Source organism: Micromonospora sp. NPDC049089, assembly GCF_040648775.1.
Classification (GTDB): Bacteria; Actinomycetota; Actinomycetes; order Mycobacteriales; family Micromonosporaceae; genus Micromonospora.
This window is the reverse complement of sequence record NZ_JBEZEH010000044.1, coordinates 1-15,496: the sequence shown is the minus strand read 5'-3', so window position 1 is coordinate 15,496 and position 15,496 is coordinate 1. Positions and strand designations below refer to the sequence as shown.

Annotated in this window: 14 protein-coding genes; 6 read left to right on the top strand and 8 right to left on the bottom strand. The window is 73.1% G+C overall.

Annotation, left to right across the window (positions count from 1 at the left end; genetic code table 11):
* Positions 1-135 precede the first annotated feature (135 nt).
* The 4 genes from AB0B48_RS10610 to AB0B48_RS10595 are packed head-to-tail and all read right to left on the bottom strand — an operon-like array spanning position 136 to position 3,789.
* Entirely contained in the window at positions 136-888 is a 753-nt protein-coding gene (locus AB0B48_RS10610) for a putative protein N(5)-glutamine methyltransferase (protein WP_357198918.1), read from the bottom strand.
* A gap of 32 nt (positions 889-920) precedes the next feature.
* Positions 921-2,039, bottom strand: coding sequence for a cystathionine gamma-lyase (locus tag AB0B48_RS10605; protein ID WP_357198915.1), 1,119 nt, complete (start codon positions 2,037-2,039; stop codon positions 921-923).
* Between the two features lie 8 nt (positions 2,040-2,047).
* Complete coding sequence (locus tag AB0B48_RS10600) at positions 2,048-3,055, bottom strand: NAD(P)H-dependent glycerol-3-phosphate dehydrogenase (RefSeq protein WP_357198913.1); 1,008 nt, start codon at positions 3,053-3,055, stop codon at positions 2,048-2,050.
* Complete coding sequence (locus AB0B48_RS10595; protein WP_357198911.1) at positions 3,052-3,789, bottom strand: lysophospholipid acyltransferase family protein; 738 nt, start codon at positions 3,787-3,789, stop codon at positions 3,052-3,054. Before AB0B48_RS10595 ends, AB0B48_RS10600 begins: the two co-directional genes overlap by 4 nt.
* 126 nt (positions 3,790-3,915) lie before the next feature.
* Here AB0B48_RS10595 and cofC point away from each other — a divergent pair, with 126 nt between their 5' ends.
* The 5 genes from cofC to AB0B48_RS10570 are packed head-to-tail and all read left to right on the top strand — an operon-like array spanning position 3,916 to position 9,648.
* Positions 3,916-4,563: a 2-phospho-L-lactate guanylyltransferase gene (cofC, locus tag AB0B48_RS10590; protein WP_355005280.1), complete on the top strand. Its 648-nt coding sequence runs from the start codon at positions 3,916-3,918 to the stop codon at positions 4,561-4,563.
* 58 nt (positions 4,564-4,621) lie between these two features.
* Positions 4,622-4,819, top strand: a complete 198-nt coding sequence (locus AB0B48_RS10585; RefSeq protein WP_030335323.1) for a hypothetical protein — start codon at positions 4,622-4,624, stop codon at positions 4,817-4,819.
* A gap of 54 nt (positions 4,820-4,873) precedes the next feature.
* Entirely contained in the window at positions 4,874-7,237 is a 2,364-nt protein-coding gene (locus tag AB0B48_RS10580) for an RNA degradosome polyphosphate kinase (RefSeq protein ID WP_357198907.1), read from the top strand.
* A 24-nt stretch (positions 7,238-7,261) separates the two neighbouring features.
* On the top strand, positions 7,262-8,782 hold the full coding sequence (locus AB0B48_RS10575; RefSeq protein ID WP_357198904.1) for a CYTH and CHAD domain-containing protein: 1,521 nt from the start codon (positions 7,262-7,264) through the stop codon (positions 8,780-8,782).
* Positions 8,770-9,648 (top strand): NUDIX hydrolase, encoded by an 879-nt coding sequence (locus AB0B48_RS10570; RefSeq protein ID WP_357198901.1) that lies wholly within the window; start codon positions 8,770-8,772, stop codon positions 9,646-9,648. Before AB0B48_RS10575 ends, AB0B48_RS10570 begins: the two co-directional genes overlap by 13 nt.
* A gap of 12 nt (positions 9,649-9,660) precedes the next feature.
* On the opposite strand, the gene AB0B48_RS10565 is transcribed toward AB0B48_RS10570, so the two are convergent.
* The 4 genes from AB0B48_RS10565 to leuC all read right to left on the bottom strand — a co-directional run bounded on the left by AB0B48_RS10565 (position 9,661) and on the right by leuC (position 14,667).
* Positions 9,661-11,601, bottom strand: coding sequence for an endonuclease/exonuclease/phosphatase family protein (locus tag AB0B48_RS10565; RefSeq protein WP_357198898.1), 1,941 nt, complete (start codon positions 11,599-11,601; stop codon positions 9,661-9,663).
* Between the two features lie 162 nt (positions 11,602-11,763).
* Positions 11,764-12,447, bottom strand: coding sequence for an HU family DNA-binding protein (locus AB0B48_RS10560; protein WP_355005285.1), 684 nt, complete (start codon positions 12,445-12,447; stop codon positions 11,764-11,766).
* 172 nt (positions 12,448-12,619) lie between these two features.
* Complete coding sequence (gene leuD / locus AB0B48_RS10555) at positions 12,620-13,207, bottom strand: 3-isopropylmalate dehydratase small subunit (RefSeq protein WP_355005286.1); 588 nt, start codon at positions 13,205-13,207, stop codon at positions 12,620-12,622.
* A gap of 14 nt (positions 13,208-13,221) precedes the next feature.
* Positions 13,222-14,667: a 3-isopropylmalate dehydratase large subunit gene (leuC, locus tag AB0B48_RS10550; protein WP_355005287.1), complete on the bottom strand. Its 1,446-nt coding sequence runs from the start codon at positions 14,665-14,667 to the stop codon at positions 13,222-13,224.
* A gap of 49 nt (positions 14,668-14,716) precedes the next feature.
* Here leuC and AB0B48_RS10545 point away from each other — a divergent pair, with 49 nt between their 5' ends.
* The gene (locus tag AB0B48_RS10545; protein ID WP_007456408.1) at positions 14,717-15,403 is read left to right on the top strand and encodes an IclR family transcriptional regulator; all 687 of its coding nucleotides are present in this window, start codon (positions 14,717-14,719) and stop codon (positions 15,401-15,403) included.
* Positions 15,404-15,496: the final 93 nt, after the last annotated feature.

Genomic DNA, 15,496 nt, shown 5'->3' with positions numbered 1-15,496 from the left:
TCGATCAAGGAGTTGTGGTGGGGGACAAATAACGCGTAGTGGAGCCGACCAGGCACCACAACTCCATGATCGACGCGGGCCAGGGGGGGTCGGGTCAGGGGTTCTGGGGGGTACGGGGGGAACGGGGGGTGCGGGTCAGGCGGGGCGTTGGGCGGTCAGGGCGGTGGCGTCCAGGTCCTCGTCGTGGTGGACGGTGGGGACCAGGCCCGCTTCGCCGAACGCGTCGCAGAGGGCTTCGATCTGGGTGGTGCCGGCTTCCACCACCAGGTGGCCGCCGGGGGCGAGCCAACCGGCCGCGTCGACACCTACCCGGCGCAACACGGAGAGCCCGTCCGGGCCGCCGTCGAGCGCCACCGGGGCCTCGTGCAGCCGCGCCTCCGGCGGCATCAGCGCGACCGCGTCGGTCGGCACGTACGGGGCGTTGGCGACCACCAGGTCCAGCCGACCCCGCCACCGCTCGGGCAGCGGCGCGAAGAGGTCACCCTCGTACACCTCGACGTCCAACCCGGCGACGTTGCGACGCGCACACGCCACGGCCGCCGGGTCGATGTCGGCGGCGGCCAGCCAGCGCGGCGCGAGCCGGTGCGCCAGCGCGACGGTGGTGGCCCCGGAGCCGCAGCACAGGTCGACCACGGCCGGCGCCGCGCCGGTCAACTCGGCAGCCATCTCGACCAGCAGCGCGGTCCGGGCCCGGGGCACGAAGACGCCCTCGTCGACGGCTATCCGCAGGCCACAGAACTCCGCCCAGCCGAGCAGGTACTCCAACGGTTCGCCCGCCACCCGACGGTCGGTCAGGTCGGTCAACGCCGCCGGGCTGCGCGCGGCGGCCAGCAGCAACTCGGCCTCGTCCTCGGCGTAGACGCAACCGGCGGCCCGCAACCGACTCACGAGAGCGGCCCGCTCGGCGGGGGAAGGAGACGTCAAACCGGTCCGGCCACATCGAGCGCGGCGGCGATGTCCGCCACCAGGTCCGCGGTGTCCTCCGCGCCACAGGAGAGCCGGACGAAGCCGGGAGCGGTGTCGTCGCCCCACTGGGCCCGCCGGTCCGCCGTGGTGTGCAGGCCACCGAAGGAGGTCGCCGCCGCCACCAGCCGGGCGGCCTCGACGAATCGACCCACCCGGTCGGCGTCGCCCAGGTCGAACGAGAGGACCCCCGGTATCCGGCGCATCTGCGCCGAGGCCACCGGGTACGCCCTGTCGTCCGGCCGCCCCGGCCACCGCAGGCCGGTCACGTCCGACCGGTTGGCGAGCAGGTCGACGACCGCGGCGGCGTTCGCGCTCTGCCGCGCCAACCGCAGGTCGAGAGTGGCCAGTGACCGGTGGGCCAGCCAGGCGTCGAACGCGCCCGGAACCGCCCCCGTGGTGGTACGCCAGGTCGTCACCGCGTCGATCAGCTCGGTGGACCGGCTGCCCAGATAGCCCAGCAGCAGGTCGGAGTGGCCGGTGAGCGCCTTCGTCCCGGAGGCGACCACCAGGTCGGCACCGAGATCCAGCGGGCGCTGTCCGAGCGGGGTGGCGGTGGTGTTGTCCACAGCGAGCAGCGCGCCGGCGGCGTGCGCCCGCTCGGCCAGGGCCGCCACGTCGACCACGTCGAGGCCCGGGTTGGCGGGCGTCTCCACCAGCACCAGCCGGACACCCTCGAACGACGGGTACGGCCCGACGGTCGGCGCGAACAGCACCCGGACGCCGATCGCCTCCAGCACGCCGGTGGCGAACGCCCGGACCGGGAAGTATCCGTCGGTGGGAAGCACCACCGTGTCCCCCGGTCGAAGCAGGGTGAGCAGCAGGCCGGTGATGGCCGCCTGACCGGTCGCGAAGACCCGGCAGTCACCGCCCTCCAGCTCGCCCACCGCCACCTCCAACAGCCGGCGGGTCGGGTTGTCGGGGCGGCCGTAGCCGTTCGGTGACGTGCCCTGACCCTCGAACGGGTCGAGGTGGTACGGCGCGGCGAAGACCGGCCCGGGGAGGAACGGGTCCCCCGGCGCCGGCTCGGGCAGGCCAGCGCGTACGCAGCGGGTGCCGTCCCCCCACTCGCTCATCGGGTTCCTCACTCGTACGACTCGGGTTTCGCGGTGCGGCTCATCAGGGTCTCCACGGCGAGCCGCGGGTCCATCCCCTCGTGGCAGATCCGCTCGACCTGCTCGGTGATCGGCATTTCCACGCCGTGCGCCCGGGCCAGGTCGCGGATCGCCAGGCAGCTCTTCACGCCCTCGGCGGTCTGCCGGGTGGCGGTCTGGGCCTGCTCCAGCGTCTCACCCCGACCCAGATGCTCGCCGAAGGTGCGGTTGCGGGCGAGCGGGGACGAGCAGGACGCGACCAGGTCGCCCATGCCGGCGAGGCCGGCGAAGGTGATCGGGTCCGCGCCGAGCGCCACGCCCAGTCGGGCCGTCTCGGCCAGCCCACGGGTCATCAGCATGGCCCGGGTGTTGTCGCCGAAGCCCATCGCGGTGGCGATGCCGTACGACAGGGCGATCACGTTCTTGACCGCCCCGCCCAGCTCACAGCCGATCACGTCGTCGTTCGTGTAGGGGCGCAGGTACGGCGTCCGGATCGACGACTGGACGAGCGTGGCGCGGGCGCTGTTCGTCCCGGCGACCACTGTCGCGGCGGGCTGCTCGGCGGCGATCTCCGGGGCCAGGTTCGGGCCGGACACGACGACCACCCGGTCCGCGGCGACCCCGGCGGTCTCCACGATGACCTCGCTCATCCGCTTGGTGGTGCCCAGCTCGATGCCCTTCATCAGCGACACCAGGGTGGAATCCGGGTGCAGGTGCCCGGCCCATTCGGCGAGGTTGCCGCGCAGAGTCTGCGACGGCACTGCCAACACCACCACCTCGGCCCCGGTGATCGCCTCGGCGGCGTCGGCGGTGGCCGCGACACGGGCCGGGAGCAGCAGGTCGGGCAGGTACTCCGGATTACGGCGCTCGGTCCGGATGCTCTCGGCGACGGGCGCCCGGCGGGCCCACACCGTCACGTCCCGCCCCGCGTCCGCAAGAATCTTGGCGAATGCGGTGCCCCAGGAACCGGCACCGAGCACCGCAACGTGACCGCTCATGCCACATCGTCCCGCTGCTCGCGGCCGACGGACGGTCGGGCCGGTCGCTCCCACAGTGGCGGCGGGGTACCGCCACGGATCTCGGCGAGCATGTCCCGCAGCCGCAACATGATGGTGTCCGTCATCTCTTCGAGGGTGTCCCGGGTCGGCGGGGCGTCCGCCCACCGGCTCAGGTCGATCGGCTCCCCGGCGGCAACGGTCACCGGGATCCGGGGGCGCAGGCTGACACGGGTCGTCCGCGGGTCGAAGATCCGTTCCGGCCCCCACATCACCACCGGTACGACCGGGGCGCCGGTGGCCAGGGCCAGGCGGGCCGCACCGGTCTTGGCCTTCATCGGCCAGAGCTCCGGCTGTCGCGTGGTGGTGCCCTCAGGGTAGATCACGACCGCGCCGCCCTCGTCGAGCGCGGCGACCAGTGCGTCCAGCGAGCGGACGGCGTCCACGCTGCCCCGCTCGACCGGGATCTGCCGGCACCGGTGCAGGATCCAGCCGACCACCGGCACCCGGAACACGCTGGCCTTGCCCAGGTACTGCGGCCAGCGCCCGGAGTCGTAGATGAAGTGCGCGGACACCAACGGGTCGGCGTGGGAGATGTGGTTCGCCACGATGATCACGCCGCCGTCGCCGTGGAGATGTTCCTGACCACGCCAGGTACGCCGGGTCCAGACGGTCATCACCGGCTTCACCAGCCACACGGCGAACCGTTGCCAGAACCCCAGGCTCCGCCGTGCCACTGTGCCTCCTCGTCGCGCCCCAACCGCCGCGAAATCCCGCCCGCGACGCCCGCAGCGGAAATCATGCCTGCTCGCCCCCGGTACGGCCAGCGAGGGGCCCGCCGTACGGCTGGCAGGATTGCGGACGTGACTCAGCCGAGGTGGGCCGTGGTGGTGCCGGTGAAGCGGCTGGCCGTGGCCAAGAGCCGGCTGCGGGGCGCGCTGCCCGGCGTACCGCATGAGGAGTTGGCGCTGGCCCTGGCGGCCGACACGCTCCGCGCGGTGCTGGCCTGCCCGGCGGTCGCCGAGGCTCTGGTGGTGACCGACGACGCCCGGGTGGCGGCGGCGGCGCGGGCCGCCGGCGCGGGGGTGCTGCCGGACGAACCGGACGCCGGCCTGAACGCCGCGTTCCGGCACGGGGCGGCCACTGCCGCCGCCGGGTGGGTGGCCGGGATCACCGCGGATGTGCCGGCGCTGCGCCCGGCCGAGTTGGCCGGCGCGCTGCTCGCGGCGCAGAACGGTCGACCCGGGGTACGCCGGTTCCTGCCGGACGCGCCCGGCGGTGGCACGGTGCTGCTCACCGCGGGGCCGGGTGTGCCGCTGGATCCGCGTTTCGGGGTGGGCTCGGCGGTAGCGCACGCGGCGAGCGGGGCGCTGCCGCTCGACGGCGACTGGCCCAGCCTGCGCCGGGACGTGGACACCGCCGCGGACCTGGCCGCCGCCGCCCGGCTCGGGCTGGGGCCGCGCACTGCCGCGCTGGTGGCCGCCGGTCGCCCGGCCCGCGCCGCAGGCTGAGCCGCCCGGTGGGCCGAGCCCGCGCCACAGGCCGAACCGCCCGGTGTACGGTGCCAGCATGCAGGGCACGGTGGCCAGCTACGACGCGGCGACGCGCAGCGGTGTCCTGCTGCTCGACGACGGCACCGAGATGCGTTTTCCCGCCCGGGCCTTCGACGCCTCCGGGCTGCGGCTTCTCCGGCTCGGGCAGCGGGTCCGCATCGACACGGATCCCGACGGCGAGGTTGTCCGGGTGACATTGCCGACGATGATCTGAGCCGGCGAGCCCAAGTTCATTTTGCGTTTACCGTAATCGGGTGATTATGAGCGGGTGAGCACCCCTCGCGAGCAACCGGCCCGCCCGCCCGCCACCGACCTCCGCAACGGCTCCCGTACGCGCGGCACCGATGGGCGCTTCCGCCCGTCCCGCGCCGAACGTGCCGGTGCCGCCCGCGCCGACACGCTCGCCGACGATCCCGGAGCCGCCTCCTCCGGGCTGGACGAGGTCATCGACCCCGCCCCGAAGGTCGAAGCGGACGGCCCCGCCGCCGGTGGCGTCCACCAGGTCCTGCCCGACGACCTGCCGACCCGTGCCGCGCCTGAGGACGACGACGAGGCCGCAGCGCCCCCGCCGCTGCCCGAGGACCGGTTCCTCAACCGGGAGCTGTCCTGGCTCGACTTCAACGCCCGGGTGCTCACCCTGGCCGAGGACCAGCGCACCCCGCTGCTGGAGCGGGCCAAGTTCCTGGCCATCTTCGCCAGCAATCTCGACGAGTTCTACATGGTGCGCATCGCCGGTCTGAAGCGGCGGCTCTCCGCCGGCCTGCCGGTGCGCGGCGGAGACCGGCTGCCCCTGCGTACGCAGTTGGAGCTGATCGCCGAGCGGACCGCCGCGCTGGGCGCCCGGCACGCCGCCTGCTTCGTCGACGACGTGCTGCCCAAGCTGGCCGACGAGGGCATCCGCATCCTGCGCTGGGGCGAGCTGGGCGACGGCGAGCGGGAGCGGCTGCGCACCTACTTCCGGGAGCACATCTTTCCGGTACTGACCCCGCTCGCGGTGGACCCGGCGCACCCGTTCCCGTACATCTCGGGGCGGTCGCTGAACCTGGCGGTGGCGGTTCGTGACCCCGACGGCGGTTCGGAGCTGTTCGCCCGGGTGAAGGTGCCCAACAACGTCCCCCGTTTCGTCCGGGTGGACCGGGACCAGCCGGGCGTCCGGATGTTGCCGGTGGAGGACCTCATCTCGGTGCACCTGGGGCAGCTGTTCAGCGGCATGCAGGTGGTCGAGTGCCACCTGTTCCGGGTCACCCGCAACGCCGAGGTGGAGGTCGACGAGGACCGCGACGAGGACCTGCTCCAGGCCCTGGAGCGGGAGCTGGCCCGACGGCGGTTCGGTCCCCCGGTCCGGCTGGAGGTCGCCGCGTCCATCTCCGACCACATGTTGGAGCTGCTCGTCCGCGAGCTGGACATGGACGACCAGGACGTGCTCCGGGTGCCCGGCCTGCTGGACCTGTCCGCACTGTGGCAGGTCTACGGCGAGGCGGACCGGCCGGACCTGAAGGACCCGCCGTTCGTGCCGGCAACCCATCCCCGGCTCGCCGAGGGCGAGGTGCCGCGCAGCGTCTTCTCCACCCTGCGCGACGGTGACATCCTGGTGCACCACCCGTACCACTCGTTCGCCACCAGCGTGCAGCGCTTCATCGAGCAGGCCGCCGCCGACCCGAACGTGCTGGCCATCAAGCAGACCCTCTACCGGACCAGCGGCGACTCCCCGATCGTCGACGCGCTCGTCGACGCGGCCGCCGCCGGCAAGCAGGTGGTGGTGCTGGTGGAGGTGAAGGCCCGCTTCGACGAGGTGGCGAACATCGGCTGGGCCCGCACGCTGGAACGCGCCGGCTGCCACGTCGTCTACGGCCTGGTCGGCTTGAAGACGCACTGCAAGACCGCGCTGGTGGTCCGGCAGGAGGGCAACCAGATCCGTCGCTACTGCCACATCGGCACCGGCAACTACCACCCGAAGACGGCCCGACTGTACGAGGACTTCGGCATGCTCACCGCCGACCCGGAGATCGGCGCCGACCTCACCGACCTGTTCAACGTGCTCACCGGGTACAGCCGGCAGACCGCGTACCGGCGGTTGCTGGTGGCCCCGCAGGGCATCCGCAGCGGCCTCATCGAGCGGATCGAGCGGGAGATGTCGCACGTCCGCCTGGGGATGCCCGGCCTGGTCCAGTTCAAGGTCAACTCCCTGGTCGACGAGGGGGTGACCGACGCGCTGTACCGCGCCTCCCAGGCCGGCGTCCACGTCGACCTGCTCATCCGGGGCATGTGCACGCTGCGCCCGGGGGTGCCGGGGCTGTCGGAGAACATCCGGGTCCGCTCGATCCTCGGCCGGTTCCTGGAACACTCCCGGGTCTTCCGGTTCGGCAACAACGGTGAGGCCGAGTTCTGGATGGGCTCGGCCGACCTCATGCACCGCAACCTGGACCGGCGGGTGGAAGCGCTGGTGCAGGTGAGCGACCCGATCGCCCGCGCCGAGTTGGACCAGGTGCTCACCGCCGCGATGAGCCCCGAAGTGGACGCGTTCGAGCTGGCCGGCGACGGGACCTGGACCCGGCGTACCGGCGATGACAACGCGGCCCGGGCCCATCTGCAGGAACTACTGCTGCGCCGCGTCGGTGGCACGGCCAGCTGACCGCGCAGCGCATAGGCTGAGCTGATGGTCGAGGAGGAGCAGAAGTACGAGGTGGACGACGCCTACGTGCTGCCGGACCTGGCCGGCACGGCCCCGGCCGGCGGCCGGGTGCGGGCACTGCCACCGGTGACGCTAGTCGCCCGCTACCTCGACACCGTCGACCTGCGGCTGGCCCGGGCCGGTGCCTCGCTGCGCCACCGCAAGGGTGACGAGCTGCCCTGGACGGTGAAACTGCCGACCGGGACCCCGGGCGTCCGGCACGAGATCTCCCGCCCCGGGGGGAAGGGGCAGCCGCCGCCGGAGCTGGTGGAGTTGGTCACCGTCCTGCACCGGGGTGCGCCGCTGGCCCCGGTGACCGTGGTCCGCACGCTGCGGCACGCGTACGAGGTGTGTGACCGGGCCGGCACCGTCCTCGCCGAGGTGGTGGACGACCGGGTGACGGTGCTCGACGACTCCGGCACCACCACCGACACCTTCCGCGAGGTGGAGGTGGAGCTGAAGGCCGGCGACCGGGAGCTGCTCGACCGGGTCGGCGGGGTGCTGCGGGAGGCCGGCGCCCAGGGCGGGTCGTTCACGCCGAAGCACGTACGGGCGCTGGGCGCGGCGGCGCAGGCCGATCCGGATCTGGTCGCGCCGGCCGGGCTGACCGCCGAGCCGAACGCCGGTGACGTGGTGACCGAGTCGCTCCGCAAGGAGATCCGCCGGCTGTTGGCGCACGACCCGCTGGTCCGGCTGCGCGCCCCGGCAGCCGGTGGCGACACCGCGGTGCATCAGATGCGGGTGGCCTGCCGACGCCTGCGCAGTGACCTGCGCACCTTCAAACCGTTGCTGCGAAAGACCTGGTCCCGCCCGCTGCGCGCCGAGCTGCGCTGGCTGGCCGACGTGCTCGGCGCGGCCCGCGACGCCGAGGTGCTGCGCGCGCGGCTGCGCCGTACCGCCGACGCCGATCCGCTGAGCCCGCTCGACCGGGGCGCTGTGGACCGGCTCGACGAGGTGCTCGCCGAACGACAGCGGCAGGCGCTCACCGCCATCGACGAGATGCTGCGCTCCGCGCGCTACCTGGCCCTGGTGGACTCCCTGGTGCTGGCCGCCCGCGCGCCCCGTTTCACCCGAGGGGCGGCAGCGCGCGCCGCGCAGGCGCTACCCGCGCTGGTGGCCCGCCCCTGGCGGCGGTTGACCGGGCCGGACGGCGTCGGCGGGCTCGACGCGCAGTCGCCGGACGACCGCTGGCACGCCGTCCGCAAGGAGGGCAAGCAGACCCGGTACGCGGTCAACGCGGTGGCCCCGACTGTCGGCAAGGGCGCACGGCGGCTGTCCCGCGCACTCGCCCAGGTGCAGGACGTGCTCGGCGAGCATCAGGACGCGGCGGTGGCGGCGGACACCTGGTTGGAGATCGCCGCCGAGCGACCGGGCGACCACGAGCTGGCTGTCACCGCCGGGCGGCTGGCCGAGCGGGAACGCCAGTCGGTACGCCGGACGCGGGGTCTCCTCCCGGCTGCCTGGCGCCGGGCCACCCGGCGACGGCGCACCAGTTGGCTGCCGTGACGGGCATCCGGGCAGCGGGCGGGGTGGCCTGGCGGCCGACCGACGACGGCGTACGCGTCTGCGTGGTGCACCGTCCCCGTTACGGCGACTGGACGCTGCCGAAGGGCAAGCTGGAGCCGGGCGAGCACGCGCTGGCCGCGGCCGTGCGTGAGGTGGCCGAGGAGGCCGACGTGCGGGGCGTGCCGCAGGTGCGGCTGCCGTCGGTGCGCTACCGCAGCGAGGGGCAACCCAAGCTCGTCGACTACTGGTCGATGCTCGCGGTGGCCAGCGGCGGTTTCCAACCCGACACCGAGGTGGACGACATCCGCTGGCTCGCGGTGGACGACGCGATCCGGTTGGTCAGCTACCCGCACGACGCCGAGGTGTTGGCGGCGTTCGCCGCGCTGCCGTCGGTGACGGCGACTGTCGCGCTGGTCCGGCACGCGCACGCCGGTAAGCGGGCCACCTGGTCCGGCCCGGACGTCGGGCGACCCCTGGACGCCGAGGGGTGGGCCCAGGCGAGCACGCTGGCCGGGCTGATCGCCCTGATCCGGCCGGCCCGGCTGGTGTCGGCGTCGCCGCGACGGTGCGTGCAGACACTCGATCCGGTCGCCGCGTTGCTCGATCTGCCGATCGAGGTCTGTGGCGACCTGGACGAGCCGCAACCCGGCCAGCAGGGCGACGAGCAGATCCTGCACACCGCCGCCCGGCTGTTGGAGTTGGCCGGCACCGGTGGGCAGTCGGCGGTGTGCAGTCAGGGCAAGGTCCTGCCGGGCGCCCTGGAGCGGCTGACCGGCCGCACCGATGAGGACTTCACCACGCCGAAGGGCGGCGGTTGGCTGCTCTCCTTCGCTGCCGACCGGCTGTTGGCCGCCGATCGCCTGTAGGGCCGGCCTTCGTCAGCGGGGCGGCAGGGTCACTGTCACCGCGACCGGCAGGTGGTCGCTGGCGGTGCTGCGCGGCGCGACCGGATCGCCGGGGGTCAGGCCGGGCGAGACGAAGATGTGGTCGATCTGCTGGCGCGGGTCGTCCGCCGGGCTGGTCGCCAGTGGTCGGGCAGCGGCCAACGCGTCGACCAGGCCGGCCTTGGTGAACTCCACGAACGCCTCGTCGCCCGGTTCGGTGTTCAGGTCACCGGCCACCACCAACGGCCGACCGGCCGCGTACCGGGTGGCGAAGTCGGCGACCGCGCGGGCCTGGACCACCGGGCCCTTGCCGGGCGGCGGTTGCAGGTGGGTGCTGACAACGGCGGTACGGACACCGTCGCTGAGATCGAGCGTGACGGCGAGGGCCTGCGCGCCGGTGGGGGCGCCGACGGCGGCCAGCGGCAGGGTCCGCGGATCGTCCACCGGCCAACGGCTGAGCACCGCGTCGCCCCAGACCGGGTCGGCGGCCGGCCCGAAGACGTACGGCATACCGAGCCGGTCGGCCAGCAGATCCAGGGTGTCGTGCCCGCCGTTGAGCAGCCACGCCCGGTCCACCTCGCTGAGCAGCACCACGTCGGGCCGTTGCCGCTCGACCACCTCGGCGAGACCGGCCAGGTCGAACCGGCCGTCCAGCCCGAACCCCATCCGGATGTTGTACGCCACCACTGTCAACCGTTCCGGTGGGCCGTCCCGGTTGCTGGCCACCGGCACCTCGTCGGCGAGCACCGGCGCCAGCAGGGCCAGCGCGGTGACCACGGCGGCGGCCCGGAGCGGCGGAAACGGCCCGGGAAGCCGGTCGACGACGGCGCGGGCGGTGAACGCCACGGCGGCGATCAGCACAGCCACCACCACCGGCACCGCCGCGTTCGGGTAGCCGAGGTCGTAGGCCGAGTAGTAACCGACCGCCCCCAGCGCGAAGACGAGCATCCCGGCGGCCACCGCGTACCCCCGCCGGGCGGCGCTGGTGCCGGCGCTCGCGGTGTCGGCGGCGGGCTGGCCGGTGTCGTCGGTCAGCGCGAGGCAGGCACCGAGGCCGACCGCGGCGAGGAGGATGGCCGGCAGGAGCAGGTCGCCCCGGTCGAGGGCGAACAGCACCGCGCCGCCGAGCAGCGCCACCGGACCGTACGCCCGGCCGCACCCACGCGGCGGCCCTGTCAACGCGGCGCAGAGGAACCCGGCGACCGCCACCGGCACCGGCGCCAGGCCGAACAGTGGCGAACGAGCCACCCCGTCTCCAGCGACCAGGTACGACATTCCGGTTCGGGCCAGCGCCGGGGAGAGCGCCACCATCCCGGCCAGCAGCAGCGCCGGCCCGGCCAGCAGCCAGGCCCGACCACCACCAGGGCCGGCAGGGGCCTCAGCGGGGCCGACAGGGGCGTCAGCGGGGCCGTTTCCCGCACCGCCGCGGCCGGGTTGCGCCGTGCCGACCAGGAACACGGCCACCGCGACGGCGCTGAGCAGCCAGGCCACCCAGTCACCCCGCCAGACCAGGTCGACGGTGTCCAGCACCGCGTGCAGGGCCGCGTTGACAGCGAACCCCAACGCCAGCCCCGGGACCGGGCGGTCGGTGTCGGCCGCGACGCCGACCAGCCAGACCAACCCGGCGAGCAGACCGGCGGTGGCCAACCAGAGCTGCGTACGCCCGCCAGGAGCGGCGGTGAGCGCGAGCCGGGCGACGGCGAGCGCGACGGCGGCGACGACAGTGACCGGGCGGGCTCCGACCCGGCGGACCACGGTGGGTGCGCCCATCGCGAGCACGAACCAGCCGAGGGCGAACGCCCCCATCAGCTCGGCCGGGGTGGACGCCGCCTGACCGAAGATGGTGATGATGCCGGGCAGCCAGACCCGCAGCACGTCGATGAGGAGGAGCACGCCCAGCGCGAGCGTGCCGGTGGTGAGCTGTCGGTAGCGCACCGGCGCCCCATTTCCCGTCGACGGGCCGGCCCAGGGGTGGCCGGCACGGCGATTCTGCGCGAGCGGGCCAACCCGGTCAACGGTCCCCGTACGCCGAAAAGTCGTCCTGGTACACCGAAAGGGCGCCCACCCACTGGTGGACGCCCTCGCGGTACCTGTCGGTCAGCGCTTGCTGGCCGCCTTCTTGGCCGGAGCCTTCTTCGCCGGCGCCTTCTTGGCCGCCGTGCTCTTGCTCGCCGCCGCGGTGGTCTTCTTCGCCGCGGTCGACCGGGTCGCGGCGGTGGTCTTCTTCGCCGCTGTGGTCTTCTTGCTGGCGGCCGTCTTGGTCGCCGTGGTGGTCTTGCTCGCCTTGGCCGGGGCGGTCTTCTTGCTGGCGACCGTCTTGGTCGCCGTGGCGGTCTTGCTCGCCTTGGCCGGGGCGGTCTTCTTGCTGGCCGCCTTCGCCGTGGTCGCCTTGGTGCCCGCCGCCTTGGCGGTAGCCGCCTTGGTGCCGGTCGCCTTCGTGCCCGCCGCCTTGGCCGTGGCGGTGCTGGTGGCGGTCTTCTTCGTCGCCGCCGCGGCCTTCGGCACCTTGCCGCTGGCCACCATTTCCTTGAACCCGGCGCCGGGGCGGAAGGTCGGGACTGACGTCTTCTTGACCTTCACCGCCTCGCCGGTACGCGGGTTGCGCGCTGTTCGCGCGCCACGCACACGCTTTTCGAATGCTCCGAATCCGGTGATCGCCACCTTCTCGCCCTTGGTGACCGCCGCCTGGACCTCGGTGAGGACCGCGTCGAGCGCGGCCGTCGCCATCTTCCGGTCCCCCAGGCGAACGGCGAGCGCCTCGATGAGCTCGGCCTTGTTCACGACTTCCTCCCGATTGTGCAACTGACTCGTCGCGAGCCATTCTGCGCGCACGGTATGCCCTGTGCTGCCGGGACACAAACATTCGGTAGAAAAAAGCCCTTGTGTCGTAACGGATTCACCCCCACCGGATGGACCGATGGGGGTGAAATCCGCTGCGCGGGCGGCCTAACGGCTATGCCACGGAGGGCAGGAAGGGCAGTCGGCGCGCCTCGTAGGAGTCGATGTCGGCGGCGTGGCGGAGGGTGAGTCCAATGTCGTCGAGGCCCTCCAGGAGGCGCCAACGGCTGAAGTCGTCAAGCGGGAACGACCAGCTGGCGTCCCCCGCCCGGAGCTGGCGGGCGGTCAGGTCGACCGTCACCGGAGTGGTGGGATCCGCTTCGACCAGGTCCCACAACTCTTCGACGGCTTTCAATTCCAACTCGACCGGCAACAGACCTTCCTTGAGGGCGTTGCCGCGGAAGATGTCACCGAAGCGCGGGGCCACCACGGCACGGAAGCCCCAGTCCCGTAGCGCCCAGACCGCGTGTTCCCGGGAGGACCCCGTGCCGAACTCCGGACCGGCGATGAGGATCGACGCTCCGGAATAGTTTTCATCGTTGAGCACGAATGCCGGATCTTCCCGCCAGGCGCTGAACAGCCCGTCGGCGAAGCCCGTCCGGGTCACCCGCTTGAGGTACACGGCGGGGATGATCTGGTCGGTGTCCACGTTGGACCGGCGCAGCGGCACGGCGGTGCCGGTGTGGGTGGTGAACTTGTCCATCTCGTCGGTCCCTTCTACAGGTCGGCGGGGGCGGCCAGCCGGCCGACCACGGCGGTGGCGGCGGCCACCGGCGGGGAGACCAGGTGGGTGCGCCCGCCCCGGCCCTGACGGCCCTCGAAGTTGCGGTTCGAGGTGGAGGCGGAGCGCTCGCCCGGCTTCAGCGTGTCGGGGTTCATCCCCAGACACATGGAGCAGCCGGCGAACCGCCACTCCGCCCCGGCGTCGGCGAAGACCTTGTCCAGGCCCTCGGCCTCGGCGGCCTCGCGCACCGCGGCGGAGCCGGGCACCACGAGCATCCGGACGCCGTCGGCGACCCGGTGGCCACGCAGCACGTCGGCGGCGGCCCGCAGGTCCTCCAGGCGACCGTTGGTGCAGGACCCCACGAACACCACGTCGATCGGCAGCTCCCGAAGCGGGGTGCCGGGACGCAGGTCCATGTACTCCAGGGCGCGGCGTGCGGCGGCACGCTCCGAGTCGGTGACGAACTCCTCCGGGTCCGGCACCGGCGCGCTCAGCGGCGCGCCCTGCCCCGGGTTGGTGCCCCAGGTGACGAACGGGGTGATCTGGCTGGCATCCAGGGTCACCTCGGCGTCGAAGCTCGCGCCCTCGTCGGTGGGCAGCGTCCGCCACCACGCCACCGCCGCGTCCCAGTCCGCGCCCTGCGGCGCGTTCGGTCGACCCTTGAGGTACGCGAAGGTGGTCTCGTCCGGCGCGATCATGCCGGCCTTGGCGCCCCACTCGATGGACATGTTGGCGATGGTCATTCGCCCCTCCATGGAGAGGGCGCGGATCGCCTCGCCGCGGTACTCGACGATGTGCCCGCGACCTCCACCGGTGCCGACCTGCGTGATCAGCGCGAGCACCAGGTCCTTGGCGGTCACGCCTGGCGCGAGCCGGCCGGTGACGTTCACGGCCATCGTCTTCGGCCGGCTCTGCGGCAGCGTCTGGGTGGCCAGCACGTGCTCCACCTCGCTGGTGCCGATGCCGAAGGCGAGCGCTCCGAAGGCGCCGTGGGTGGCGGTGTGCGAATCGCCGCAGACGATCGTCATGCCCGGCTGGGTGACACCGAGCTGCGGGCCGATCACGTGCACGATGCCCTGGTTGTCGTCGCCGAGCGGGTGCAGCCGCACCCCGAACTCGGCGCAGTTGCGGCGCAACGTCTCGATCTGCGTACGCGACGTGGGGTCCGCGATGGTGAGCAGGTCACCACGGCGGAGGCGGAACGCCGGGTCGTCGTACCCGGTCGGGGTGTTGTGGTCCTCGGTCGCGAGGGTCAGGTCGGTACGACGCACCCGGCGCCCGGCGAGCCGAAGCCCGTCGAAGGCCTGCGGGCTGGTCACCTCGTGCAGCAGGTGCAGGTCGATGAAGAGCAGGTCCGGCTCACCAGCGGCGGACCGTACGACGTGCGCGTCCCAGACCTTCTCGGCCAGGGTCCTCGGCTCAGGAGTGACTCCCACCATCTGGACATCCTAAATTCTGGGAGGTAAGTTTCGGCTTGTGGGACACAGTATGAGCGGTGTCGGCGTTCTCGACAAGGCGGTGGTCATCCTGGCCGCCTGCGTGGACGGCGCCAGCCTGGCCGAACTCGTCGAACGCACCAAGCTGCCCCGGGCCACAGCACATCGCCTGGCCCAGGCCCTGGAGATCCACCGAATGCTGGTGCGTGACACCCAGGGCAGATGGCGGCCCGGCCCCCGCCTGGGGGAGCTGGCAAACGCCGCACCGGACGTTCTGCTGACCGCCGCCGAGCCGCTGCTGGCCGCGCTGCGCGACGCCACCGGTGAGAGCGCGCAGCTCTACCTGCGCCGTGCCGACGAGCGGATCTGCGTGGCGGCGGCGGAACGCGCCAGCGGTCTACGGGACACCGTTCCGGTGGGCTCGGTGCTGCCGATGACGGCCGGCTCAGCGGCCCAGATCCTGCTCGCCTGGGAGCCGCCGGAGGCGGTCATGCCGCTGCTGCCGCGCAGCAAGTTCACCGGCCGCACCCTCGCCGAGGTACGCCGTCGCGGCTGGGCGCAGAGCGTCGCCGAGCGGGAGGCCGGTGTGGCGAGCGTCTCCGCCCCGATCCGCGACCGCACCGGCCGGGTCATCGCCTCGGTCAGCATCTCCGGCCCGATCGAGCGCCTGGGCCGCCGCCCCGGCGAACGCCACGCCATGGCAGTGGTGAGAGCCGGCCAACGCCTGTCCGGCCTCTAACCCCCACCCCCCTGCCCCCTCCAACCAGACCCGCCCTCGTTGATCATGAAGTTATTGCCACGACACGCCGAGGGCGAGGGCAATAACTTCATG